Below are 25,504 nucleotides of genomic sequence, written 5' to 3'. Positions count from 1 at the left end.
AGAGGGGCGCCAGCCCCTCTTGATTACGGTTTAGCGCGCTATTGCCTGGCCACCGCTGAACCCATGCTATCTGAGGTGATAACAATGAAAATGAAGAAAAGTCTCGTTGCCCTTTGTTTATCTGCAGGGTTATTTGCCAGCGCGCCTGGCATCAGCCTGGCCGATGTAAATATTGTTCCGCAGAACACCACCGCGGCTCCAACTATCCCCACTGCTGCGCTACAACAGTTAACCTGGACGCCGGTTGATCAATCCAAAACCCAGGCGACACAACTCGCGGCAGCGGGTCAGCGTCTGGATGTTGCTGGTATTACTGGCCCAGTCGCCGCGTACAGCGTCCCCGCGAATATTGGTGAGTTAACCCTGACGCTGACCAGTGAAGTCAACAAACAAACCAGTGTATTTGCACCAAACGTTTTAATTCTTGATCAGAACATGACGCCATCTGCGTTCTTCCCCAGCAGCTATTTCACCTACCAGGAACCCGGCGTGATGAGTGCCGATCGTCTGGAAGGCGTAATGCGTCTGACGCCAGCGCTGGGCCAGCAAAAGCTCTATGTTCTGGTCTTTACCACAGATAAAGATCTCCAGCAGACCACGACCCTGCTTGACCCGGCAAAAGCCTATGCCAAGGGTGTAGGTAACGCTGTTCCGGATATTCCTGACCCGATCGCCCGTCATACCACCGACGGTCTGCTGAAGCTGAAAGTCAAAACCAGTTCCTCCTCCAGCGTGCTGGTAGGGCCGCTGTTTGGCTCATCCGGCCCTGGCCCTGTCACGGTGGGTAATACCGCAGCGCCTGCAGTTACTTATGCGGCTCCGGCGGCAGCCGTTGCTGCTCCAGCGCCACAACCGGTGAAGAAAAGTGAGCCGATGTTAAATGACACGGAAAGTTATTTTAACCAGGGCATTAAGGATGCCGTGGCGAAAGGCGATGTCGATAAAGCGCTGAAGCTGCTTGATGAAGCTGAACGTCTGGGATCCAAATCTGCCCGATCCACCTTTATCAGCAGTGTAAAAGGCAAGGGGTAAACGTCTCCCCGCAGTGCTGATTTTGCAACAACTGGTGCGTCTCCTGGCGCACCTTTTTTTATCTGTAATGATTAGGCATGTGTATATAATTTGATAAATTCCACTCTGAAATGGAAAGTAATCTAAACGTTTTCTGAATTTAAGCTGCTTTTTATACAACGTACTTTTCCCTGCATTGTTCGGGACGTATGGTTCTCTGCAAAAGTATGAATACGTCACGGAGTAACTCATGTCACAGCAGGGACTGCGCTTTACGCTCGACGTGGACGGGTTAGTGGCGATGAGCACCGCCGTCGTCAGCTTCACCCTCAGCCAGAATCTCTCCACCCCCTTTTTGCTCTGCGTTGATATCGCCAGCGGCCTGCCTGACCTCACCGCCACAGATTTTCTCGAGAAAAACGCCACCCTCACTGTCTGGCAGGGGGCTGTTGCACTGCGTTATCTTCACGGCATCATCACCGGCGTGGAGCTCAGGGAGAACAACCACTGGCAGATGAATTACCAGCTGACTGTTTCGCCCCCGCTCTGGCGGGCCGGACTGCGCCAGAACTTCCGCATCTTTCAGCAGCAGGATATCCAGACTATTTCCGCCACCCTGCTTGCTGAAAACGACGTCACTGACTGGGTGCCTTCCTTTTATGAGCCCCATCCCGCCCGCGAATTCTGCGTGCAGTACGGCGAAACTGACCTCAATTTTCTGAGCCGCCTGTGGGCCGAAGAGGGTATTTTCTTCTTTGACTGGTTCCTCCCGACCGGTCCCGACCAGAAACTGGTGCTCTGCGATGACGTCGCCGGGGTCTCCACATTCGGCGAAATGCCCTTTAACCCGAACACCCGGGAAGCCACCACCGCATGCATCAGTGCGTTCCGCTACCGGGCGCAGATTCGCCCTTCCTCAGTTGAAAACCAGGATTACACCTTTAAAGTCCCCGGATGGCCCGGTTACTTCAGCCACCACGCCAAAAACCTCAACGGCCAGCGCACACAGTATGAAATCTTTGATTATCCGGGACGCTTCAAAGACGTACAGCATGGCCAGGACTTTGCCCGCTACCAGGCGGAGGGCCACCGGCAGGATGCTGAAACGGCAGCCTGCGTGAGCAACTCCCCGAAACTGTGGCCCGGCAAACGTTTTACCCTGACCGGTCACCCGTCAGAAACGCTGAACCGCGAATGGCAGGTCACCGGCTCTGTACTGGAAGGAAGGCAGCCACAGGCGCAGCACGGCAGCTCCGGCGAAGGCACCACACTCAGTAACCACCTGGACGTCATCCCGGCCGACCGGACATGGCGTGCCTCCCCGCGGCCCAAACCCGCCGTGGACGGCCCGCAGAGCGCCATTGTCACCGGTCCTGCCGGCGAGGAAATCTTCTGCGACGAGCATGGCCGGGTGCGGGTGCGTTTCCACTGGGACCGCTACTGCCCGGGAAACGAAGACAGCTCCTGCTGGGTGCGGGTGTCACAGGCGTGGGCCGGTGCCGGATTTGGCAACCTCGCCATTCCGCGCGTGGGTCAGGAAGTGATAGTGGATTTCCTGAACGGCGACCCGGACCAGCCCATTATTATGGGCCGCACCTACCACCAGGACAACCGCTCGCCGGGCAGCCTGCCGGGCACGAAAACGCAGATGACCATCCGCTCGAAGACCTACAAAGGTGGCGGATTTAACGAACTTAAATTCGATGATGCGACGGGCAATGAGCAGGTCTATATCCATGCGCAGAAGAACATGGATACAGAGGTGCTGAACAACCGAACCACTGATGTGAAGGTGGACCATACGGAGACCATCGGCAATAACCAGAGCATCACTGTGGGACTCGGGCAGACCATCACGGTGGGTAAAGAAAACGCATCCGGACACGACCGGACAGTCACGGTCGCGCATGACCAGCGCAACACGACAGAGAATGACCGTCAGGTGGCGGTGGGTCATGATGACACGGTGACGATAAAGAACGACCGGAAGACAGAAGTGATGCACGACCGGCGTGAGCAGGTGGGGAATGACGAGACGCTGGTTGTGGGCAATGACCGGAAGATGTCGGTGAAGGGAAAACAGGAGCAGACCACCACCGGCGACCATGTCAGCCTGGTGAAAGGGATGAAGAGCCTGGAGGTGAAGGGAGACCTGGCGCAGAAGATAAGCGGCGCGCTGGGGCTCAAGGTACAGGACGATATTGTGCTGGAAAGCAGCAGCCGGATAAGCCTGAAGGTGGGCGGTTCGTTTGTGGTCATCCACCCGGGCGGCGTGGACATTATGGGGCCGAAAATCAATCTCAACAGCGGGGGGAGTCCGGGAACACCAGTAGGGACGTTACAACCGAGTGTACTGGCGGCGTTAGGTGATGATGAGTCAGGAAGACATATTGCTTATTTTCCTGATGGTACAAAAGAAGAAATAACAGATCAGGGCGAACCAGAACAATACGGACAGACAGCACGCAAGGTGGTTAATAGTAAATCAGAGTTCGCCATAAACGGGAAAGAAAAAAATTATACATCGGAAGTCATACTTATAACATCAACTATAATAGAAAAGCATTCAACATATGAAATCGGTGGAGATCATTCTGCTGTGTATTTTAACATCAAAAATGATTCTTTGGGGCCGTATCTTTTTGATCCTAATGGAAGTTATAATCCATATAAGAAACTAGAAAATGGACATGGACAACGTGGATCAGGTTTTTTATTTAGTGGTGAATTTGCAAATTTGAATGATTTCATTGCTTATCAGGAAAATCCTGAGGGCGAATCGAAAGATAAACTTGAAAGTGAATGGTTTCCATATAAAGTTAAAATGGTATCTTTACCTGTTACGGATGAAGAGATAGTGGTGCTAAAAAACGCCGCTATTGCTTTAGATGATGGTGATGAGGAGCCCGGAGCATTTAGTTGTGCTGAATGGTCTTCAAAATTGCTACAACATATAGAGCCTGATATGGATACGTATACGCTACCAAATTCGTTATGGGCAGCTGTGGTTGAGATAAGAAAGCGTAGACTGGAAGAAAAGGATACTGCCAGATGAAAATGTTTAAAACGGCTTTCATTTTTTTAGTGCTTTTTATTTTTATGGTTATTCATTTTCATTTTTTGTATAAAGCTGTAGAAAAACATCAGGTTCATGATTTTTATTTTTTTATTTATTTTGTTATATATTTTTTATCTTCAATTTTCTTATTGGTAGTATTTGACATTTTCTATACAATGAAACCTGTATGGACTTTGTTTATCGGTTGTATCTGTGGATGGTTTGTGTCATTTTGTTCGTTGCTCATCACTGATATAATATTAGGGGAGGGGGTAATCATCCGATGGCGCGTACTTTTCATGATGTCATGGGTGATGTTAATTGGATGGTGTTATTTCCCATTTTTTATTTTTCTTATGAAACACTTTAATTTGATGAAAAGGAAAGGTAATTATTGAATGAAATTGAGAAAATATTATTGAGTATATCCGACGGACACAACATCCAGGCAGAGAAAGAGCATGAAAAGTTTATTTTTATACATAAATAGAATTTTCTCAGATAAAAGATCCGTGATCTTGCTCTGCTGTCAGACGTTCATATGATCGATGGAGAATCCCCATGCCCACAGCAGCCCGACTTAACGACAAAGGCACCCAGCACGATGGTTATCACGAAACCGTTATTACTGCGGGTTCTCCAACGGTTTCTGTCGACGGACTACCTGCAGCCCGTATGGGTGACCCACTGACACCCCACGATAAACCCAAACATCCGCCTCACCCACGTAAGATAGCCAGTGGTTCAGGCACTGTGTTTATTGACGGCCTCCCTGCCGCCAGAACCGGTGACGCCATTGACTGCGGCGGCGTGGTTATCGGCAGCGGTACAGTCAACATCGGTTGATATACGCTGATATAAAAGGGAAAAAGTTATATCACTAAAATGGACAGCGCTTAACACTGGAAGTGGAGGGGGCATGGTGATTGACACTGCCGTTGTCGGTTTATAGCGGTCAAGTAATACTGGTCACTGGTTAGCTAAATTTTTTGCAAATCAGAACCTGCGATGTGCCGGCAGAGTCGAGCACAACAGAAAATTACTCTGTTTTTAACTAGAGGGCAGGGTTCCCCGTAATTTTTAGCTTTCTATGCTGATTGTTACACTTATGTTGCTCTGACGATCACTTAATTGTGTTTGCTCACCCCGTAATGCATTTTCTGCGATACAATGCCTTCAGGTTATAAATCGGAGAGTAAGGCATGCCACACCCTGCGTTAACGCAACTGCGTGCGCTGCGTTATTTTGATGCGATCCCGGCGCTGGACCCCCAACTGCTCGACTGGTTGTTACTGGAAGATTCCATGACCAAACGTTTTGAGCTGCAGGGGAAAAAGGTTACCGTCACGTTACTTCGCGAAGGATTTGTTGGGCAAAATGAGGTGGCTGAAGAACTGATGCTGCTGCCTAAAGAGTCTCGCTATTGGTTACGTGAAATCCTGTTATGTGCTGATGGTGAACCCTGGCTTGCCGGACGGACCGTGGTGCCTGAATCAACCTTGTGCGGCCCAGAACTGGCCTTACAGAACCTGGGGAAAACCCCGCTCGGACGCTACCTGTTTACGTCATCGACATTGACCCGAGATTTTATTGAGATTGGCCGCGATGCAGCGCTATGGGGGCGTCGTTCCCGCCTACGGCTGAGCGGTAAGCCGCTGATGCTTACCGAGCTTTTTCTGCCTGCATCGCCGTTGTACTAAGAGGAAGATAAAGATGGAGTGGAGTCTGACGCAGAATAAGCTGCTGGCGTTTCACCGCTTGATGCGTACGGATAAGCCGATCGGCGCCTTACTGCTGCTCTGGCCAACGCTATGGGCATTGTGGGTGGCGACCCCAGGCATGCCGCAACTGTGGATCCTGGCGGTATTTGTCGCCGGCGTTTGGTTAATGCGCGCCGCTGGATGTGTGGTAAATGATTATGCCGACAGGAAGTTTGACGGACACGTTAAACGCACCGCGAATCGACCGCTGCCGAGCGGTGCCGTCACCGAAAAAGAAGCCCGAACGCTGTTCGTCGTATTGGTGTTGCTGGCCTTCCTGCTGGTTTTGACACTCAACACGATGACCATTTTGTTGTCCGTTGCGGCGCTAGCGCTGGCGTGGGTCTATCCCTTCATGAAACGCTACACGCATCTGCCGCAGGTGGTGCTGGGCGCGGCGTTTGGCTGGTCTATACCGATGGCGTTTGCCGCCGTGAGCGAGTCTGTACCACTGAGCTGCTGGCTGATGTTCCTCGCCAACATTCTCTGGGCGGTGGCCTATGACACACAGTATGCGATGGTTGATCGGGATGATGACCTGAAGATTGGCATTAAATCGACCGCGATTTTGTTCGGTCAAAACGACAAGCTGATCATTGGTATTCTGCAGGTCGGTGTACTGGTGCTGATGGCGCTGGTTGGGTGGCTGAACGGGCTGGGACCGGGCTATTACTGGTCTCTGCTGGTGGCGGGGGCGCTGTTTGTGTATCAGCAGAAGCTGATCGTTAATCGTGAGCGTGATGCCTGTTTTAAAGCGTTTATGAACAATAACTATGTAGGCCTGGTACTGTTCTTAGGACTGGCGATGAGCTACTGGCACTTTTGAGTTTGGCTTAGCCTGCAAAATAAAAACCGGTCATTTCGACCGGTTTTTTTATGCTTACTCGCCCTGTGTGGCACTCTCGATGGTCAGACGGACATCCGACGTCACCAGTTCGGCCAGCATCTGATAGATCTTCATCGTCTCTTCCGGCTCGGCATCCCCGGTGTCGCTGATGAATCCCTCGTCACGCAGCGTCAGCACCAGAGAGCTGAACACCGCTTTATCGAAGAATTCCGGCGCGTTAATGCCGTGCAGCACTGAGAGGCGTTGTGCCACGGTGCGGCTCTCTTTCTCCAGCGTGCCACGGTTGATCGACGGGTTGGCGCTCAGTAGCCAGAAGGTGATAGCGTAGCGTTGCAACGTCTCGCGAGCACCCGCAGCCAACAGCTGCAGCGTACGGGAGCGGGCAGGGTTAATATGCAGCTCGCCATCCTGTAGAGTAATCAGCCCCTGGCGCTGCATTTCGCTGGCCAGTTCGTCAATCACCCCGGCAAGCTCATCGCGCTCCCAGCGCAGGAACAACTCGGCTTTCAGCATCGGGTACAACGCATCAATATGCTGCTGTAGCGCGACGCGTGAAATACGACGATGCTGAGTCACAATGGCTGCCATCAACGAAGGCAGAACCAGCATATGCGCAATGTTATTGCGGTAGTACGTCATCAAGACCGCCTGCTCGCGCGGCAGAATAATGATGTCACCGATGGTGTCTTTCTCGACCTCAAACTTGTTCATCTGCAAGGCGTGGTCGATCAGTTCACTGGCACTTTGCGCAGGAACGGTTGAGTCCGCCGCGTACGGCACGTTGCGCAGCAGGCTCAGGTAGCAGTCGAGCTGCTCGGTTAACTGTTCACGGGTCAGAGAGCGCTGGCGGGAAGCCAACAGCGCGGTACAACACAGGTTCATGGCGTTGGCCGCGCCAGCGTTGTTAATGCGCACCATCAGATCGGCGGCAATGTTATTCACCGTCGGCGTTAGCCAGGCCGGACGGATAGACTCGATAGGATCGATAGATTCACGCCATTCTGGCACATGCTGGTTGAGGTAAGTCATCAATGGCATTGGTTCACCAAAGTTGACGTAGCCCTGACCCAGGTTGCGCAGCTTGCTTAAGCCACGCAGCATTTGTGGCAGACTTTCTTTCTCTTTCGTCGCGCCACGCAGCTCTTTTGCGTAGGTGCCCACTTCCATTACGTGCTCGTAGCCGATGTAGATCGGTACGAGAGTAATAGGACGCGTACCGCCGCGCAGCATCGCCTGAATAGTCATCGACAGGGTGCCGGTTTTCGGGTCGAGCAAACGACCAGTACGTGAACGTCCACCCTCGACAAAGTACTCAACCGAGTAGCCGCGGCTGAACAACTCGCCCAGGTATTCGCGGAATACGGTGGAGTAGAGCTTGTTGCCCTTGAAGGTACGACGAATAAAGAATGCGCCCAGACGACGGAAAATCGGACCCGCTGGCCAGAAATTCAGGTTGATACCGGCTGCGATGTGCGGCGGAACCAGACCCTGGTGGTACAGAACGTACGACAGCAGCATATAGTCCATATGGCTGCGGTGGCACGGAACGTACACGATTTCATGCCCATCGTGCGCCAACTGGCGTACACGCTCCGCATTATGAACGTTAATCCCCTGATACAGACGGTTCCAGGTAAAGCCCAGGATACGGTCCGTCAAACGGATCATTTCGTAGGAGAAGTTGGCGGCAATCTCTTCCATCAGCGCAATGGCATTTTGCTGCGCTTTTTCGTGGGAGATTTTTTTACTGCGCGCTTCATCTTCTACCGCGCGAGCGATCGCTTTTGAAGCTAACAGTTTATTAAACAGATCCTGGCGGGCAGGGAGGCGCGGGCCGACAGCGGCCAGACGCTGGCGAGCAAAGTGCATACGCGCCACGCGTGCCAGCTTCTGGGCAATGATCTTATCCGTACCGTGTTCATCCGCCATACGACGCAGAGAGACCGACGGGGAGAAGCGGACAAAACTGTCGCGACCCAGCCATGAAACCGCAAAGAATTTCTGTACGCCGTTTAGCATACGTAACGGCGGATTAACTTCACCTTTTTCACGCCCTGGCGCACGGCCAAACATCACCGAAACCGGCACCATCTGCACATCCAGGTCTGGATTGCTGCGATGTAAGTCGAGATAGTTATGGAACAGCTTGATGGACTCTTCTTTTGGCGTGTAATAGGTGAACACACGCGGGCCGCCGTGAATAAACACGTAGCGCGGCAGTAAAGTCCCGTCTATCTCCAGCGGTTCCAGGGGATCGGGGAGATCGTGCACCAGACATTGGGCACGCAGCGTCAGCAAGTCTGCTTTTGAATTGTACGGTAGGACGTACATAATGGGACGAGACGTATCGAGCCCCAATTCCGGGGCAGGTTCTGCCGGAATAGACTTGCTTTTTACCAGGACGCTTAATGGTAAATTCAGTAATTTGTAGTAAATTCGTGGCCAGCCGGACATAAACGATGTAAAGCCTCTGGTTAATAATGCAAATGCGCTGCAAGGATATCAGAAAGTTTAGTGAATTTCTGTGGTATCCCGTCATACTTCGCGCTGCTTTGCCACACCCTGAAACAAACGGGGTAACGTTACAATGACATTGACGCTAATAATGTAAAAAGGTTCTTTTTGATGGCCAATAATACCACTGGATTCACCCGAATTATCAAAGCTGCAGGCTATTCCTGGAAAGGTTTTCGCGCCGCATGGATCAATGAGGCGGCATTCCGCCAGGAAAGCGTTGCCGTACTGCTGGGCGTAGCTATCGCCTGCTGGCTGGACGTCGATGCGATTACTCGCGTGCTGTTGATTGGTTCCGTGATGCTGGTGATGATCGTTGAAATCCTCAACAGTGCGATTGAGGCGGTAGTTGATCGTATAGGCTCTGAGTATCACGAACTTTCCGGCCGGGCGAAAGATATGGGGTCGGCGGCGGTATTGTTGTCTATTTTTGTCGCTCTGATTACCTGGGGCATCCTGTTGTGGTCGCATTTGCGATAAGGATTCCACATCTTCATAAATCTCCTGCTTTTTGTGCAGTTTGCGGTTCCAAAATCACCTTTAGCTGTATATACTCACAGCATAACTGTATATACACCCAGGGGGCGGAATGAAAGCGTTAACGGCCAGGCAGCAAGAGGTGTTTGATCTCATTAGAGATCACATCAGCCAGACAGGTATGCCACCGACGCGTGCGGAGATCGCGCAGCGTTTGGGGTTCCGTTCCCCAAATGCCGCTGAAGAACATCTGAAAGCGCTGGCGCGTAAAGGTGTGCTGGAAATTGTCTCCGGCGCATCGCGCGGTATTAGACTGCTGCAGGAAGAAGAAGAGGGATTACCGCTTGTCGGTCGTGTGGCGGCAGGCGAGCCACTTCTGGCGCAGCAGCACATCGAAGGCCATTATCAGGTCGATCCTTCACTGTTCAAACCGAACGCCGATTTTCTGCTGCGCGTCAGCGGTATGTCTATGAAAGATATTGGTATTATGGACGGTGATTTACTCGCTGTGCATAAAACTCAGGACGTGCGTAACGGTCAGGTTGTTGTTGCCCGTATTGATGACGAAGTTACGGTTAAACGCCTGAAAAAGCAGGGAAACAAGGTTGAACTTCTGCCAGAAAATAGCGAATTTAAACCTATCGTTGTCGACCTGCGTGAGCAAAGCTTCACCATTGAAGGGCTGGCGGTAGGTGTCATTCGTAACGGTGAATGGCTGTAATCATGTATTAATACTGTGGCGCATTCTGCGCCACAGTTAGTTTTCACTTCTTTTCATCAGGCTTTCCTGTATGCCTTTCTTTACCTCTTCTGATAAAGCACTCTGGCACCTCGCCTTACCGATGATCTTCTCCAATATCACCGTTCCCCTGCTGGGACTGGTGGACACCGCGGTGATTGGTCATCTGGATAGTCCGGTCTATCTTGGCGGTGTTGCGGTTGGTGCTACGGCAACCAGTTTTCTCTTTATGCTGCTGCTTTTCCTGCGCATGAGCACCACGGGTCTTACTGCCCAGGCATTTGGTGCGAAAAATCCACAGGCGCTGGCGCGCGCACTGGTGCAGCCGCTAATGCTGGCGCTGGGCGCGGGGTTGCTTATCGCACTGTTTCGTACGCCGATTATCGATGTCGCGCTGCATATTGTCGGGGGAAGTGAAGCGGTACTGGAACAAGCCCGGCGTTTCCTTGAAATCCGCTGGCTCAGCGCACCCGCCTCGCTGGCTAATCTGGTGCTGCTCGGCTGGCTGCTTGGCGTTCAGTATGCGCGTGCGCCGGTTATCCTGTTGATTGTTGGCAATATTCTTAACATTGTGCTCGATTTATGGCTGGTGATGGGCCTGCATATGAACGTGCAAGGTGCGGCACTGGCGACGGTGATTGCTGAATATGCCACCTTACTGATCGGCCTGATGATGGTGCGCAAAGTCCTGCATATGCGCGGAATATCGCTGGCAATGCTGAAGCAGGCGTGGCGTGGCAACTTCCGTCGTTTGCTGACGCTTAATCGTGACATCATGTTGCGCTCGCTGCTGCTGCAGCTCTGTTTTGGCGCTATCACGGTGCTGGGTGCGCGTCTGGGAGGCGATATTATTGCGGTTAATGCCGTTCTGATGACCCTGCTAACCTTTACCGCCTACGCGCTGGATGGATTTGCCTATGCCGTGGAAGCGCATTCGGGCCAGGCCTATGGGGCGCGAGATGGTAGCCAGTTACTGGACGTCTGGCGGGCGGCCTGTCGGCAGTCCGGTATTGTGGCTATTCTGTTTTCGCTGGTTTATGCCCTGTTTGGCGAGCAGATTGTTGCGCTACTGACCTCGCTGCCGCAAATCCAACTACTGGCCGATCGCTATCTCTTCTGGCAGGTGGTGTTACCGCTGGTGGGTGTCTGGTGTTATCTGCTCGACGGAATGTTTATTGGCGCGACGCGGGCTGCAGAAATGCGCAACAGTATGGCCGTTGCCGCAGTGGGATTCGCCTTAACGCTCCTGACGTTGCCGTGGCTGGGAAATCATGGTTTGTGGCTGGCGTTAACCGTTTTCCTCGCGTTGCGCGGGCTGTCGCTGGCCTTTATCTGGCGGCGTCACTGGCGTAATGGAACCTGGTTTGCCTAATCTGGATGGTTAAAAATTCCGAATAGTAAATAAAACCCAGAATCACTGACTACACTTATTCTCACGTCCAGCAAAAACAGCATGTGTCTGGACATGGCACTCTCGCTATTCACAACCTAACGATGAGGACTTGATGATGAATAAAGACGAAGTCGGCGGCAACTGGAAGCAGTTTAAAGGTAAAGTGAAAGAGCAATGGGGCAAACTGACCGATGATGATATGACGGTCATTGAAGGTAAACGTGACCAACTGGTCGGTAAAGTCCAGGAGCGTTACGGTTACGCGAAAGATCAGGCGGAGAAAGAAGTTAACGATTGGGAAAAACGTAATGATTACCGCTGGTAATTAACCCCTCCCTCCTGAGAGTACAAGGATGTACGCTCTCCCGCTTACCTAGCGCCCCACTTTCTTCTTCACCTGAATCGTATGGTCATGCTGGCACTCGCCAGGATGGCGGCATGACTCAACTTCTACACAGGCCGGACACAGCCCGTGTGCTTCAATAACATTATGTCGCAGAGCAAAGCCCATTTTGGCCGCCAGCGTATGCATGATGTCTTCCACACCTTCTGCGCACTCTTCTTTTACCACACCACAGCGGTCACAAATGAACATCGCGGAACTGTGCGTTGGCTGATCGAACAGATGGCAAAGGACATAGCTGTTGGTGGATTCCACCTTATGCACAAACCCTTGTTCCAGCAGAAAATCGAGCGCACGATACACGGTTGGCGGCTTGGCCTGCGGCTCAGTTTCCCGCAACAGGTCGAGCAGGTCATAGGCGCTGATAGCCCCTTCCTGCAGGCTCATCAGGCGCAACACTTCGAGACGCTGTGGCGTAAGCCGCACGTTGCGTTGCGCACAGAGTTTTTCAGCTTGAGCCAATAACTCTTGCGTAGTGGTTTTGTCCATTTGGCGCCTCGATTTGCGTGGAAGGTTAATCCCTTACTTTAACATGTTCTGCTTAAAACGCCGAGATCCACCGCGGTGTGCTATACCTGACGCATCGCAATACTGGAAAATAACCATGAAAAGACCCGATTGTATTCGCCACTGGCGTGAGGTTGAGGGGGCTGATGACTCCACTTATCCCGACAGCGATGAGCTATTTGCTATTGGCGCGCCGCTTGCCCGCAAATTGGGGTTAGGACGACTCGGCATTCATCATGAACGCCTGCCGCCGGGTCGGCGCACGTCGTACCCGCACGCTGAAAGCGATGAGGAAGAGTTTATCTATGTGCTGGAAGGTTATCCTGAGGCCTGGATTAACGGGTATTTATGGAAGCTAGAGCCGGGCGACAGCGTCGGTTTCCCGGCAGGTACAGGCGTGTGCCATACCTTTATCAATAACACCAGTGAAGAGGTGCGTCTGTTAGTCGTGGGTGAGGCGAACAAAAAATATAACCGCATTTATTATCCGCTTAACCCGGTCTATGCCGCTACACGTGAGGATCGCTGGGTCGACCATCCGCCGCAGTTTTTCGGATCACACGACGGAAAACCGGGGCGTAAATAGCGTTCGTTGAGGGGCAGGGGGAGTGAGCCGCGAGGATGTGGCTCACTATCGTAACGGTCTATGCTATAGTAGCGCCCCTTTTTTAACCGGATGCTTGAATATTCGCCATGCTGCCTGAATCTCAGTCTACCGCTTTTCCCGCTCATCGTTTTTCTATCGCGCCGATGCTCGACTGGACGGACAGACACTGCCGCTACTTTTTGCGCTTACTGTCCAGCCAGACGTTGCTCTATACGGAGATGGTAACCACCGGCGCGATCATTCATGGTAAAGGCGATTATCTGGCGTATAGCGAAGAAGAGCATCCGGTCGCATTGCAACTGGGCGGGAGCGATCCTGCGGCGCTGGCGCAGTGCGCAAAGCTCGCTGAACAGCGGGGTTATGACGAAATCAATCTCAACGTGGGTTGTCCTTCCGACCGCGTGCAGAATGGCATGTTTGGCGCCTGCCTGATGGGGAATGCGCAACTGGTCGCCGATTGTGTCAAAGCAATGCGCGACGTGGTGTCGATTCCGGTAACGGTGAAAACGCGTATCGGCATTGATGATCAGGACAGCTACGAATTCCTGTGCGATTTCATCAACACGGTATCTGGCAACGGCGAATGTGAGATGTTTATTATTCACGCCCGCAAGGCCTGGCTATTCGGGTTAAGCCCGAAAGAAAACCGCGAGATCCCACCGCTGGATTATGACCGTGTTTATCAGCTAAAGCGTGATTTCCCGCATCTGACGATGTCGATCAACGGCGGCATTAAATCGCTGGAAGAAGCAAAAATTCATCTGCAACATATGGATGGCGTGATGGTGGGGCGTGAAGCTTACCAAAACCCAAGTATTCTGGCGTCCGTTGACCGTGAGATTTTTGCTGCTGCCACCGAAGATGCCGATCCAGTTGCCGTGGTGCGCGCCATGTACCCGTACATTGAGCGTGAACTGAGTAAGGGGACCTATTTGGGACATGTGACGCGCCATATGTTGGGGCTGTTTCAGGGGATCCCTGGGGCTCGTCAGTGGCGTCGCTATCTGAGCGAAAATGCGCATAAAGCCGGGGCAGATATTAACGTACTGGAGCATGCGCTGAAGCTGGTCGCTGACAAGCGTTAAGTTTTCGCCAAAAGTTAGTTAATTTCACCACGCCCTGCGCTTTGTCGCGGGGCGTTTTCTTTATAAATCAATACATTATTTTTGGCATGTTTCTTGTAAAACAATGGAGAGAATTTCATTTCGGGAGAGAGCCATGCTGGAACTACTTTTTGTGATTGGATTTTTTATCATGCTGATGGTCACCGGCGTATCTTTGCTGGGCGTTCTGGCTGCATTGGTCGTAGCCACCGCAGTGATGTTTCTGGGCGGACTATTTGCCTTGATGATTAAACTGTTGCCCTGGCTGCTACTGGCTGTTGCCGTGGTGTGGGTTATCAAGGCGATAAAAGCGCCAAAAGTCCCACAGTATCAGCGCAATAACCGTCGATTTTACTAAGGTATTGAGCGGTGCGTCACAACCTGCAACATTGCCTTTAGAACCAAATAGGAATTGATTATCAAATCTGTCACTATTGCCAAGTTAACGAATTCATCGAGCTGTACCCTACATACAGCCGAACTAAAAAAAGAAAGGGCTTCCCACGGGAAGCCCTAATTCTTTACTTCCCCGTCATAATTCAAACCGCAGGTGTGTTGGCTGCTTTCATTCACCCCAGTCACTTACTCCAGTAAGCTCCTGGGGATTCATTCAATTGCCGCCTTCCTGCAATTTGAATTATTTAGGGGAAGTCGAAGCATTATGGGATTAGCAAACTCGATCCCTGCGTTGCCCGGCTTTCCAGTACTTCATGAGCACGCTGTGCATCGTGCAGTGCGAACGTCTGACCAGGCGCGACATCCACTTTGATTACTCCGCTGGCAATTAGCGAGAATAGCTCATTGCTGGCTTCGGTTAATTCGCGGTGATTGGTGATATACCCCTGGAGTGAAGGACGGGTCACGTACAGCGAACCTTTCTGGTTCAGAATACCTAAGTTCACGCCAGTCACCGGCCCGGAAGCATTACCAAAGCTGACCATTAGTCCCCGGCGCTGTAAACAATCCAGCGAGGCTTCCCAGGTATCTTTCCCCACCGAGTCATACACCACCCGTACTTTTTTTCCACCGGTTATCTCTTTCACTCGCTCAACTATGCTTTCTTCACGATAGTTAATGACCTGCCATGCGCCGGCCTGCAGCGCAATTTGCGCTTTTTGCGCACTGCCGACGGTACCAATCAGCTTCGCGCCCAATGCTTTTGCCCACTGGCAGGCAATCATCCCGACTCCGCCCGCAGCCGCATGGAACAAAAACGGCTCATCAGGCTGAATTTCATAGGTTTTACGCAGCAGATAAAAAACGGTTAACCCTTTCAGGAATGAGGCTGCGGCTTGTTCAAATGAGATAGCGTTGGGTAGGATGGCGGCTTTATCGGCCGGAACGTTATGCACTGAGCTGTAGGCACCAAGGGCAGACTGGGCGTACACCACGCGATCGCCAGCTTTAATGTGTGTCACTTTGCTGCCGACTTTGCTGACTACGCCGGCAGCTTCGGTACCCAGGCCGCTGGGCAGAGATGGCGGCGGATAAAGACCACTGCGGATGTAGGTGTCGATATAGTTGATCCCAATAGCTTTGTTCTCGACCTGGATTTCGTTTTCCGCCGGGTCTACGGGTGTAAACTCCACCGCCTTGAGTACATCAGGGCCACCATGCTTGTGAAATTCAATACGTGTTGCCATGCTTCCTCCAAAAGAAATGTGGTAATCTTTCGACCCAATCATTATCTCGGTAACTCCATTCACTATGGCAGGAAATAAACCCTTCAACAAACAACAGACTGATGCTCGTGAGCGCGATCCCCAGGTCGCCGGGCTGAAAGTACCGCCGCACTCGATTGAAGCGGAACAGTCGGTGTTGGGCGGTTTAATGCTGGATAACGAACGCTGGGACGATGTCGCCGAGCGTGTGGTGGCGGAAGATTTTTATACCCGGCCGCACCGGCATATCTTCACGGAAATGCATCGCCTGCAGGAGATGGGGAAACCCATCGATCTGATCACGCTGGCAGAGTCGCTGGAGGTTCAGGGACAACTGGATAGCGTCGGCGGTTTTGCTTACCTGGCTGAGTTATCTAAAAATACGCCAAGTGCGGCGAATATTAGCGCTTATGCTGATATCGTCCGCGAACGTGCCGTTGTTCGTGACATGATTTCGGTTGCGAACGAAATCGCGGAAGCCGGGTTTGATCCGCAAGGCCGTTCCAGTGAAGATCTGTTGGACCTTGCTGAATCCCGTGTCTTTAAAATCGCGGAAAGCCGCGCAAATAAAGACGAAGGGCCGAAAAATATTACTGATGTGCTCGACGCCACCGTCGCGCGTATCGAGCAGCTGTTCCAGCAGCCGCACGACGGCGTCACCGGGGTGAACACCGGTTATGACGACCTCAATAAAAAGACGGCTGGTTTGCAGCCGTCAGACTTAATTATCGTCGCCGCGCGTCCGTCGATGGGTAAAACAACATTTGCGATGAACCTCGTCGAAAATGCAGCGATGTTGCAGGATAAGCCGGTTCTTATCTTTAGTCTTGAAATGCCCTCGGAACAGATCATGATGCGTTCCCTGGCCTCGCTCTCACGCGTAGACCAAACCAAAATCCGTACCGGTCAACTGGATGATGAGGACTGGGCACGAATTTCCGGAACAATGGGTATTTTGCTGGAGAAACGAAACATCTATATTGATGACTCCTCCGGCCTGACGCCAACGGAAGTGCGCTCGCGTGCCCGTCGTATCGCCCGTGAACATGGCGGTATCGGACTTATCATGATCGACTACCTGCAGCTGATGCGCGTGCCGTCGCTCTCCGACAACCGTACGCTGGAAATTGCAGAAATCTCCCGCTCGCTGAAAGCGTTAGCGAAAGAATTGCATGTGCCGGTGGTGGCGCTGTCGCAGCTTAACCGCTCTCTGGAACAACGCGCCGACAAGCGTCCGGTTAACTCGGATCTGCGTGAATCCGGCTCCATCGAACAGGATGCCGACTTAATCATGTTTATCTATCGTGATGAGGTTTATCACGAAAACAGTGACTTAAAAGGCATCGCCGAAATTATTATTGGTAAGCAGCGTAACGGTCCGATCGGTACGGTGCGCCTGACGTTTAACGGACAGTGGTCCCGCTTCGACAACTATGCCGGTCCTCAATATGATGATGAGTAATTTCTAAGGAATACAAATGCAAGCGGCAACTGTAGTCATTAACCGCCGCGCTCTGCGACACAACCTGCAACGTCTGCGTGAACTGGCTCCTGCCAGTAAACTGGTTGCGGTCGTGAAAGCGAACGCCTACGGCCATGGTCTGTTAGAGACCGCGCGAACGCTCCCCGATGCGGACGCTTTTGGTGTCGCTCGTCTTGAAGAAGCCCTGCGGTTGCGAGCGGGAGGGATCACGCAGCCCATCCTGCTGCTGGAGGGATTTTTTGATGCCTCCGATCTGCCGACTATTTCCGCGCAGCGTCTGCATACAGCCGTCCATAACCAGGAGCAGCTCGAAGCCCTGGAAGCCGCTAATCTGGTTGAACCCGTTACCGTCTGGATGAAGCTCGACACCGGTATGCACCGCCTGGGCGTACGCCCTGAGCAGGCCGAGGCGTTTTATCAGCGCCTAACTCAATGTGAAAATGTGCGCCAGCCGGTCAATATCGTCAGCCATTTTGCGCGCGCAGACGAACCTGAATGCGGCGCGACCGAAAAACAGCTCGATATCTTCAACAGCTTTTGCGAGGGCAAACCTGGGCAGCGTTCGATTGCCGCATCGGGCGGTATTCTGCTGTGGCCACAGTCTCACTTCGACTGGGCGCGTCCGGGACTGATTCTGTATGGTGTGTCGCCACTGGAAAATCACTCCATCGGTGCTGATTTTGGCTGCCAGCCGGTGATGTCGCTGACCTCCAGCCTGATTGCGGTGCGTGAGCACAAAGCGGGCGAGCCGGTTGGTTATGGTGGTACCTGGTTGAGCGAGCGCGACACGCGTCTGGGCGTGGTGGCAATGGGCTATGGTGATGGTTATCCGCGCGCGGCGCCGTCTGGGACGCCGGTACTGGTCAATGGCCGTGAAGTGCCGATCGTCGGTCGCGTTGCGATGGATATGATCTGCGTCGATTTAGGCCCCGAAGCGCAGGATAAAGCCGGCGATTCGGTGATTCTGTGGGGTGAGGGACTGCCCGTTGAACGCATTGCTGAAATGACGAAAGTAAGTGCTTACGAACTTATTACGCGCCTGACCTCAAGGGTGGCGATGAAGTATATCGATTAGCAGAATGATGTGCTGGACAGGCGGTTACGCCGCCTTCCGGCAATATTACCCTCAACATCCTCTCGATCTTCTCCCGCTTCCGGTTTATTGTGTTCTTAACCCTTGTCTGTAAACCTGGAGAACCACACGTGTTTCAAAAAGTTGACGCCTACGCCGGCGACCCGATTTTATCGCTCATGGAGCGCTTCAAAGAAGATTCACGTAGCGACAAAGTGAACCTCAGCATCGGCCTGTATTACAACGAAGACGGAATTATTCCTCAGCTTAAAGCGGTGGCGAAAGCGGAAGCTCGACTTAATGCCAAACCGCATGGTGCTTCGCTGTATCTGCCGATGGAAGGTCTGAACACGTATCGTCATACTATTGCGCCGCTGCTGTTTGGCGCAGATCATCCGGTTCTCCAGCAGCAGCGCGTCGCAACTATTCAGACGCTGGGCGGCTCCGGTGCGTTAAAGGTTGGCGCAGACTTCCTGAAACGCTATTTCCCTGATTCTGGCGTATGGGTCAGCGATCCGACCTGGGAAAACCATATCGCGATTTTTGAGGGGGCTGGATTCGAAGTAAGCACTTACCCATGGTATGACGACACGACTAACGGCGTGCGTTTCAACGACCTGCTGGCAACGCTGAATACTTTACCGGCGCGCAGCATCGTGCTGCTGCATCCGTGCTGCCATAACCCGACGGGTGCGGATTTAACTCCTGCGCAGTGGGATAGCGTTATTGAGATCCTGAAAGCACGCGATTTGATTCCGTTCCTGGACATTGCTTACCAGGGCTTCGGTGGTGGAATAGAAGACGACGCCTATGCGATTCGCGCCATTGCCAGCGCCGGATTGCCCGCTCTGGTCAGTAACTCATTCTCGAAGATTTTCTCCTTGTACGGCGAGCGTGTCGGCGGACTGTCTGTAGTATGTGAAGATGGTGATACTGCCAGCCGCGTTCTGGGGCAGCTAAAAGCGACGGTGCGTCGTAACTACTCCAGCCCGCCAAACTTTGGTGCGCAGGTAGTTGCCGCGGTACTGGGTGATGACGCGCTGAAAGCCAGCTGGCTGGCAGAAGTCGAAGAGATGCGTACCCGCATTCTGGCGATGCGTCAGGAGCTGGTTAACGTATTGAATGCAGAGATCCCGGGCCGTAACTTTGACTACCTGTTGCAACAGCGCGGTATGTTCAGCTATACCGGGCTTAGCGCAGCCCAGGTTGATCGCCTGCGCGATGAGTTCGGTGTGTACCTGATCGCCAGCGGTCGCATGTGCGTAGCTGGGTTGAATCACGGTAACGTGCAGCGCGTGGCAAAGGCATTTGCCGCCGTCATGTAACCGGCTTTGAATGTTGCCGGATGGCGGCGAAATGCCTTATCCGGCCTACAAAGGTATATAGATTTTCGTTTGGAGGCCTGATAAGCGTCGTGCCATCAGGCACGTTTTCCTGTGTGATCGTGCTCCTTTTCCAGAGCAAAACCAGAGAAAATCCTTCCTTTCCCTCCCCCTAAGGGGTAAGGTCAGATAGTTTTTTGACCAGTTGTTAATAAAAAAATGATAACTAACTGACTACTTAGGGAAAAATATGCGCAAGTTTACGTTGGCACTGAGTGCCGTTTGTTTATTGTTCACGCTAAATCAGCCAGCCCAGGCACTCGTGTCTTCTCCCTCTCAGCTCAATCCAGGCACCAATGTTGCAAAGCTCGCTGAGCAGGCTCCCATTCACTGGGTCTCCGTGGCACAAATTGAAAACAGCCTGACCGGACGTCCGCCGATGGCGGTCGGGTTTGATATCGATGACACTGTCCTCTTTTCCAGCCCAGGCTTCTGGCGCGGTAAAAAAACGTATTCTCCGGACAGTGAGGATTACCTGAAGAATCCGGCCTTCTGGGAAAAAATGAATAACGGCTGGGACGAGTTCAGTATTCCAAAAGAAGTGGCGCGCCAGCTAATTGATATGCATGTGCGTCGTGGTGACAGCATCTTTTTCGTGACCGGGCGTAGCCAGACGAAGACTGAAACGGTGTCGAAAACGTTGTCTGATAACTTTCACATCCCGGCAGGCAATATGAATCCGGTCATTTTTGCCGGCGATAAGCCGGGCCAGAACACCAAAACGCAGTGGTTACAGGATAAAAATATCCGCATGTTCTACGGTGACTCCGATAATGACATCACTGCCGCTCGCGACGTGGGCATTCGTGGTATTCGCATTTTGCGCGCCTCTAACTCCACTTATAAGCCGCTGCCACAGGCCGGTACGTTTGGTGAAGAGGTGATCGTCAACTCGGAATATTGAGGACACTGGCTGCGGGTTGCTGTTTTTTTAAACAAATTTACATTGCTGGCTTTTACCTTTTGCGGACTTGCTGCACACTGAATAAATGATGTTCTCATTAGGCAATATGCTGGTAAGGGGAATAAAGATGACTAATTCGGAGTTGCTGCAATACTGCATGGCAAAAATGGGCGCGGAGCAGAGCGTTCACAGTGACTGGAAGGCCACGCAAATCAAAGTCGAAGATGTGCTTTTTGCCATGGTAAAAGAGGTGGAAGAACGCCCGGCGGTGTCTCTGAAAACCAGCCCAGAACTGGCAGAGTTGTTGCGCCAGCAGCATAGCGATGTTCGGCCAAGCAGGCATCTCAATAAGGCGCACTGGAGTACGGTGTATCTGGACGGCTCGCTACCGGATTCACAGATTTATTATCTGGTTGACGCCTCTTATCAGCAGGCTGTGAACACGCTGCCTGCTGATAAACGGCGGATACTGACGCAGCCCTGAACGGTCTTGTTAAGCGTAGTGCCATCAGGTACAACCGTTGCCTGATGCGGCGCAAGCGCCTTATCAGGCCTACAAGCTTTACGCCTGTTCTGTGGGCCTGATAAGTGTTGCGTAATTACAACAGTGGTTTGAGGAAACGTGCCGTGTGTGAGGCTTCACACTCAGCGACTGTTTCTGGTGTGCCGGAGACAAGAATTTCGCCGCCGCCGCTGCCGCCTTCCGGACCGAGATCGACAATCCAGTCAGCGGTCTTAATCACGTCCAGATTGTGCTCAATCACCACGATGGTGTTGCCCTGATCCCGGAGCTGATGCAGCACGTCCAACAGTTGCTGAATATCCGCAAAATGCAGACCGGTGGTCGGCTCATCGAGAATATACAGCGTTTGCCCAGTACCGCGTTTTGACAGTTCGCGCGCCAGCTTCACGCGCTGCGCCTCGCCGCCCGAGAGTGTGGTAGCGGACTGACCCAGTCGGATGTACGTCAGGCCAACGTCCATTAGTGTTTGCAGCTTACGCGCCAGCGCCGGAACGGCATCGAAGAACTCGCGTGCTTCTTCAATCGTCATATCCAACACTTCGTGGATAGTCTTGCCTTTGTACTTAATTTCCAGCGTTTCGCGGTTATAGCGCTTGCCTTTACATTGATCGCACGGCACGTAGATATCCGGCAGGAAGTGCATTTCGACTTTGATCACGCCGTCGCCCTGACAGGCTTCACAGCGTCCGCCGCGGACGTTAAAGCTGAAACGCCCTGGGGTGTAACCGCGTGCACGTGACTCCGGCACGCCGGCAAACAGTTCGCGCACCGGCGTAAATACCCCGGTGTAGGTCGCAGGGTTAGAACGCGGCGTACGGCCAATCGGGCTTTGGTCAATATCGATGACTTTGTCGAAATGTTCCAGACCCTGAACATCGCGATACGGCGCAGGTTCCGCCAGCGTCGCACCGTTCAGCGCCGTCTGCGCAATTGGGAACAGAGTATCGTTAATCAGCGTCGATTTACCCGAACCGGAAACCCCGGTAATGCAGGTAAATAAACCTACCGGCAGCGTCAGGGTGACATCTTTCAGGTTGTTGCCGCGTGCGCCGGTGAGCTTCAGCACTTTCTCTGGGTCAGCCGCAACGCGCTGTTTAGGCACTTCAATCTTGCGCTTACCGCTCATGTACTGGCCGGTCAGCGACTCAGGCACTGCCATGATGTCGTCGAGCGTCCCTTCGGCGACGACCTGACCACCGTGAACACCCGCGCCGGGGCCGATATCGATAACGTGGTCAGCGGCGCGAATCGCATCTTCATCGTGCTCGACTACAATGACGGTATTACCCAGATTACGCAGGTGGATAAGCGTACCCAGCAGACGCTCGTTATCGCGCTGATGCAAACCGATAGACGGTTCATCCAGCACGTACATTACACCGACCAGACCCGCGCCGATCTGGCTTGCCAGACGAATACGCTGGGCCTCACCGCCGGATAGCGTTTCCGCCGACCGCGATAGCGTCAGGTAGTTGAGGCCGACGTTGACCAGGAACTTCAGACGATCGCCAATCTCTTTAAGAATTTTCTCAGCAATCTTCGCCCGCTGACCCGCAAGCTTCAGATTGTTGAAGAAATCCATTGCATGACCGATGCTCATGTCGGAAATCGCGGGCAGCGGCGTATTTTCAACAAATACGTGGCGGGCCTCGCGACGTAAACGCGTCCCTTCACAGCTGGCGCACGGTCGGTTACTGATGAATTTGGCTAATTCTTCGCGTACTGCACTGGATTCCGTCTCTTTATAACGGCGCTCCATATTGTGCAGCACACCTTCAAACGGGTGACGACGTACGGACGTATCGCCGCGATCGTTCATGTATTTGAATTCGATATTTTCTTTACCCGAACCGTACAGCACCACTTTATGCACGGTAGGGCTCAGGCTGGCCCATGGGGCTTCAACGTCGAATTTATAGTGTTCAGCCAGAGACTTAAGCATCTGGAAATAATAGAAGTTACGGCGATCCCAACCACGAATAGCACCACCGGCCAGCGACAGTTCCGGGTTTTGAATCACCCGGTCAGGATCGAAATACTGCTGCACGCCGAGACCGTCACAGGTTGGACACGCGCCCGCTGGGTTGTTAAACGAGAACAGGCGGGGTTCCAGTTCGCGCATGCTATAGCCGCAGATAGGGCAGGCGAAGTTGGCGGAGAACAGAAGCTCTTCCGCTTTCGGGTCGTCCATATCGGCGACCACCGCCGTACCACCGGACAGTTCCAGCGCGGTTTCAAAGGATTCAGCCAGTCGCTGAGTGAGGTCGTCGCGTACCTTAAAGCGGTCAATCACCACTTCAATAGTGTGTTTCTTTTGCAGCTCAAGCTTGGGCGGATCGGAAAGGTCACACACTTCGCCGTCGATACGGGCGCGGATATAGCCCTGGCCCGCCAGGTTTTCCAGCGTTTTGGTGTGCTCGCCTTTACGCTCCTTAATTACCGGTGCCAGCAGCATCAGACGTTTGCCTTCCGGCTGGGACAGGACGTTGTCCACCATCTGGCTAACGGTCTGGGCTGCCAGGGGAACGTCGTGATCCGGACAGCGCGGCTCGCCAACGCGGGCAAACAGCAGACGCAGATAGTCGTGAATTTCGGTAATTGTACCTACCGTGGATCGCGGGTTATGGGACGTCGATTTTTGTTCAATTGAGATGGCAGGAGAGAGCCCCTCAATGTGGTCGACGTCCGGTTTTTCCATCAGCGACAGAAATTGACGCGCGTACGCGGAAAGGGATTCAACGTAACGACGCTGCCCTTCGGCATATAAGGTGTCGAAAGCGAGCGAAGATTTGCCTGAGCCCGAAAGCCCGGTGACGACAATCAGCTTGTCGCGCGGGATGACGAGGTTGATGTTTTTGAGATTATGGGTGCGGGCGCCCCGAACTTCGATCTTATCCATTCATCTTTCCCGGATTAAACGCTTTTTTGCCTGGCTGCATGGTGCTACCGGCGATCACAAACGGTTAATTATGACACAACCTGACCTGAATGGATATACAGTATTGGAATGCAAAACGCATGTTCCTGTGCAACAATGTCTGGCGGGGGTTGTTTACTGGAATCAACTTCGCAACGTAGTAAAAGCGCTATTGGAAATGCTACAATCCCGCGCTTACACTTATTCAGTAACGTTTTTCAGGAGACACGATCATGGCCAGCAGAGGCGTAAACAAGGTGATTCTCGTCGGTAATCTGGGCCAGGACCCGGAAGTACGCTATATGCCGAATGGTGGCGCAGTTGCCAACATTACGCTGGCTACTTCCGAATCCTGGCGTGATAAAGCGACCGGTGAAATGAAAGAGCAGACTGAATGGCACCGCGTTGTGCTGTTTGGCAAACTGGCGGAAGTGGCCAGTGAATATCTGCGTAAAGGTTCCCAGGTCTATATCGAAGGTCAGCTGCGTACCCGCAAATGGACCGATCAGTCCGGCGTAGAAAAGTACACCACTGAGGTTGTTGTTAACGTTGGCGGCACCATGCAAATGCTGGGCGGTCGTCAGGGCGGTGGTGCTCCGGCAGGTGGCGGCCAGCAGCAGGGTGGTTGGGGTCAGCCTCAGCAGCCGCAGGGCGGCAATCAGTTCAGCGGCGGCGCGCAGTCTCGTCCGCAGCAGTCCGCTCCGGCAGCGCCGTCTAACGAACCGCCGATGGATTTCGACGACGATATTCCGTTCTAAGATAGCTGAACGCATTAACGTTCTAATGTAAAAAAACCCCGTTGCGACGGGGTTTTTTTACATCTCTTATTCAGAATTAATTATTCGGTATTTTCTGGTTTATCATCGCAGCTTTATTATTCATTTAATACGAACTGATTTACGCTAATATTCGATAATATTTATTGATTGTTACAGGGAATGAAAATCAATGTAGGTATTACCGAATGATAACATTAAAAATGACGATAATAACTAATGGATTTATATTGCACTTTTGATTTTTTTAGTTTGAGATAGTTTTTGGAGAGCAATATTAAATTAATTTAAAGAAAAAAATGTAATTTGCTGCGTGGTAAATATTGACAAATTAATGCATGGCTTTAAATAATGCTTTTAGCTTATC

The 25,504-nt window shown here is 52.5% G+C and carries 21 protein-coding genes and 1 pseudogene; 18 read left to right on the top strand and 4 right to left on the bottom strand.

Annotated elements, in window-relative coordinates; genetic code table 11:
• The first annotated feature begins 84 nt into the window (after positions 1–84).
• The 5 genes and pseudogenes from malM (at position 85) to ubiA (ending at position 6,655) form a co-directional block, all read left to right on the top strand.
• A complete protein-coding gene (gene malM / locus SK34_RS21575) occupies positions 85–1,032 on the top strand; it encodes a maltose operon protein MalM (protein WP_032948312.1) in 948 nt (315 codons plus the stop codon).
• A 229-nt stretch (positions 1,033–1,261) separates the two neighbouring features.
• Positions 1,262–3,511 (top strand): annotated as a pseudogene (locus SK34_RS21570) (type VI secretion system Vgr family protein); the annotation flags it as partial.
• A gap of 1,119 nt (positions 3,512–4,630) precedes the next feature.
• Positions 4,631–4,915, top strand: a complete 285-nt coding sequence (locus SK34_RS21560; protein ID WP_044715431.1) for a type VI secretion system PAAR protein — start codon at positions 4,631–4,633, stop codon at positions 4,913–4,915.
• Positions 4,916–5,271: 356 nt separating this feature from the next.
• Positions 5,272–5,769, top strand: coding sequence for a chorismate lyase (gene ubiC / locus SK34_RS21555; RefSeq protein WP_003841370.1), 498 nt, complete (start codon positions 5,272–5,274; stop codon positions 5,767–5,769).
• A gap of 13 nt (positions 5,770–5,782) precedes the next feature.
• Complete coding sequence (gene ubiA, locus SK34_RS21550) at positions 5,783–6,655, top strand: 4-hydroxybenzoate octaprenyltransferase (RefSeq protein ID WP_016149402.1); 873 nt, start codon at positions 5,783–5,785, stop codon at positions 6,653–6,655.
• Between the two features lie 54 nt (positions 6,656–6,709).
• On the opposite strand, the gene plsB is transcribed toward ubiA, so the two are convergent.
• Entirely contained in the window at positions 6,710–9,130 is a 2,421-nt protein-coding gene (plsB, locus tag SK34_RS21545; protein ID WP_003841366.1) for a glycerol-3-phosphate 1-O-acyltransferase PlsB, read from the bottom strand.
• A 171-nt stretch (positions 9,131–9,301) separates the two neighbouring features.
• On the opposite strand from plsB, the gene SK34_RS21540 reads away from it, so the two are divergent.
• The 4 genes from SK34_RS21540 (at position 9,302) to SK34_RS21525 (ending at position 12,124) form a co-directional block, all read left to right on the top strand.
• Complete coding sequence (locus tag SK34_RS21540; RefSeq protein ID WP_003826594.1) at positions 9,302–9,670, top strand: diacylglycerol kinase; 369 nt, start codon at positions 9,302–9,304, stop codon at positions 9,668–9,670.
• 109 nt (positions 9,671–9,779) lie between these two features.
• Positions 9,780–10,388 (top strand): transcriptional repressor LexA, encoded by a 609-nt coding sequence (gene lexA / locus SK34_RS21535; protein WP_003031703.1) that lies wholly within the window; start codon positions 9,780–9,782, stop codon positions 10,386–10,388.
• Positions 10,389–10,458: 70 nt separating this feature from the next.
• The gene (dinF, locus tag SK34_RS21530) at positions 10,459–11,778 is read left to right on the top strand and encodes an MATE family efflux transporter DinF (protein ID WP_048234152.1); all 1,320 of its coding nucleotides are present in this window, start codon (positions 10,459–10,461) and stop codon (positions 11,776–11,778) included.
• A gap of 136 nt (positions 11,779–11,914) precedes the next feature.
• Positions 11,915–12,124, top strand: coding sequence for a CsbD family protein (locus SK34_RS21525; protein WP_003031706.1), 210 nt, complete (start codon positions 11,915–11,917; stop codon positions 12,122–12,124).
• 48 nt (positions 12,125–12,172) lie between these two features.
• On the opposite strand, the gene zur is transcribed toward SK34_RS21525, so the two are convergent.
• Positions 12,173–12,691 carry a zinc uptake transcriptional repressor Zur gene (zur, locus tag SK34_RS21520; RefSeq protein ID WP_003031709.1) on the bottom strand — a complete coding sequence of 173 codons (519 nt, stop codon included), beginning with the start codon at positions 12,689–12,691 and terminating at the stop codon, positions 12,173–12,175.
• A 115-nt stretch (positions 12,692–12,806) separates the two neighbouring features.
• On the opposite strand from zur, the gene SK34_RS21515 reads away from it, so the two are divergent.
• The 3 genes from SK34_RS21515 (at position 12,807) to pspG (ending at position 14,777) form a co-directional block, all read left to right on the top strand.
• A complete protein-coding gene (locus SK34_RS21515; RefSeq protein WP_003031710.1) occupies positions 12,807–13,295 on the top strand; it encodes a cupin domain-containing protein in 489 nt (162 codons plus the stop codon).
• Positions 13,296–13,402: 107 nt separating this feature from the next.
• Positions 13,403–14,401 carry a tRNA dihydrouridine(20/20a) synthase DusA gene (gene dusA / locus SK34_RS21510; protein ID WP_048234150.1) on the top strand — a complete coding sequence of 333 codons (999 nt, stop codon included), beginning with the start codon at positions 13,403–13,405 and terminating at the stop codon, positions 14,399–14,401.
• A 133-nt stretch (positions 14,402–14,534) separates the two neighbouring features.
• Positions 14,535–14,777 carry an envelope stress response protein PspG gene (gene pspG / locus SK34_RS21505; RefSeq protein ID WP_003031713.1) on the top strand — a complete coding sequence of 81 codons (243 nt, stop codon included), beginning with the start codon at positions 14,535–14,537 and terminating at the stop codon, positions 14,775–14,777.
• A 301-nt stretch (positions 14,778–15,078) separates the two neighbouring features.
• Here pspG and SK34_RS21500 read toward each other — a convergent pair whose 3' ends face one another.
• The gene (locus SK34_RS21500) at positions 15,079–16,062 is read right to left on the bottom strand and encodes a quinone oxidoreductase (protein ID WP_003841359.1); all 984 of its coding nucleotides are present in this window, start codon (positions 16,060–16,062) and stop codon (positions 15,079–15,081) included.
• Positions 16,063–16,126: 64 nt separating this feature from the next.
• On the opposite strand from SK34_RS21500, the gene dnaB reads away from it, so the two are divergent.
• The 5 genes from dnaB (at position 16,127) to SK34_RS21475 (ending at position 21,405) form a co-directional block, all read left to right on the top strand.
• On the top strand, positions 16,127–17,542 hold the full coding sequence (dnaB, locus tag SK34_RS21495; RefSeq protein WP_003826610.1) for a replicative DNA helicase: 1,416 nt from the start codon (positions 16,127–16,129) through the stop codon (positions 17,540–17,542).
• A 16-nt stretch (positions 17,543–17,558) separates the two neighbouring features.
• Positions 17,559–18,638: an alanine racemase gene (gene alr / locus SK34_RS21490; RefSeq protein ID WP_003844721.1), complete on the top strand. Its 1,080-nt coding sequence runs from the start codon at positions 17,559–17,561 to the stop codon at positions 18,636–18,638.
• A gap of 128 nt (positions 18,639–18,766) precedes the next feature.
• Positions 18,767–19,960 carry an aromatic amino acid transaminase gene (gene tyrB / locus SK34_RS21485; RefSeq protein ID WP_048234149.1) on the top strand — a complete coding sequence of 398 codons (1,194 nt, stop codon included), beginning with the start codon at positions 18,767–18,769 and terminating at the stop codon, positions 19,958–19,960.
• Between the two features lie 247 nt (positions 19,961–20,207).
• A complete protein-coding gene (gene aphA, locus SK34_RS21480) occupies positions 20,208–20,921 on the top strand; it encodes an acid phosphatase AphA (RefSeq protein ID WP_048234148.1) in 714 nt (237 codons plus the stop codon).
• Positions 20,922–21,048: 127 nt separating this feature from the next.
• Positions 21,049–21,405 (top strand): MmcQ/YjbR family DNA-binding protein, encoded by a 357-nt coding sequence (locus tag SK34_RS21475; RefSeq protein ID WP_003031719.1) that lies wholly within the window; start codon positions 21,049–21,051, stop codon positions 21,403–21,405.
• A gap of 115 nt (positions 21,406–21,520) precedes the next feature.
• Here the strand turns inward: SK34_RS21475 and uvrA are convergent, their stop codons facing one another.
• Positions 21,521–24,343, bottom strand: coding sequence for an excinuclease ABC subunit UvrA (gene uvrA, locus SK34_RS21470; RefSeq protein ID WP_003031720.1), 2,823 nt, complete (start codon positions 24,341–24,343; stop codon positions 21,521–21,523).
• A 251-nt stretch (positions 24,344–24,594) separates the two neighbouring features.
• Here uvrA and ssb1 point away from each other — a divergent pair, with 251 nt between their 5' ends.
• On the top strand, positions 24,595–25,119 hold the full coding sequence (ssb1, locus tag SK34_RS21465) for a single-stranded DNA-binding protein SSB1 (RefSeq protein WP_003826621.1): 525 nt from the start codon (positions 24,595–24,597) through the stop codon (positions 25,117–25,119).
• Positions 25,120–25,504: the final 385 nt, after the last annotated feature.

The sequence above is a fragment of the Citrobacter sp. MGH104 genome, from assembly GCF_001034485.1.
In the GTDB taxonomy this organism is placed as follows: Bacteria; Pseudomonadota; Gammaproteobacteria; order Enterobacterales; family Enterobacteriaceae; genus Citrobacter; species Citrobacter freundii.
Note: the sequence above shows the minus strand (reverse complement) of the source record. Positions and strands in the feature narration are given on the sequence as shown.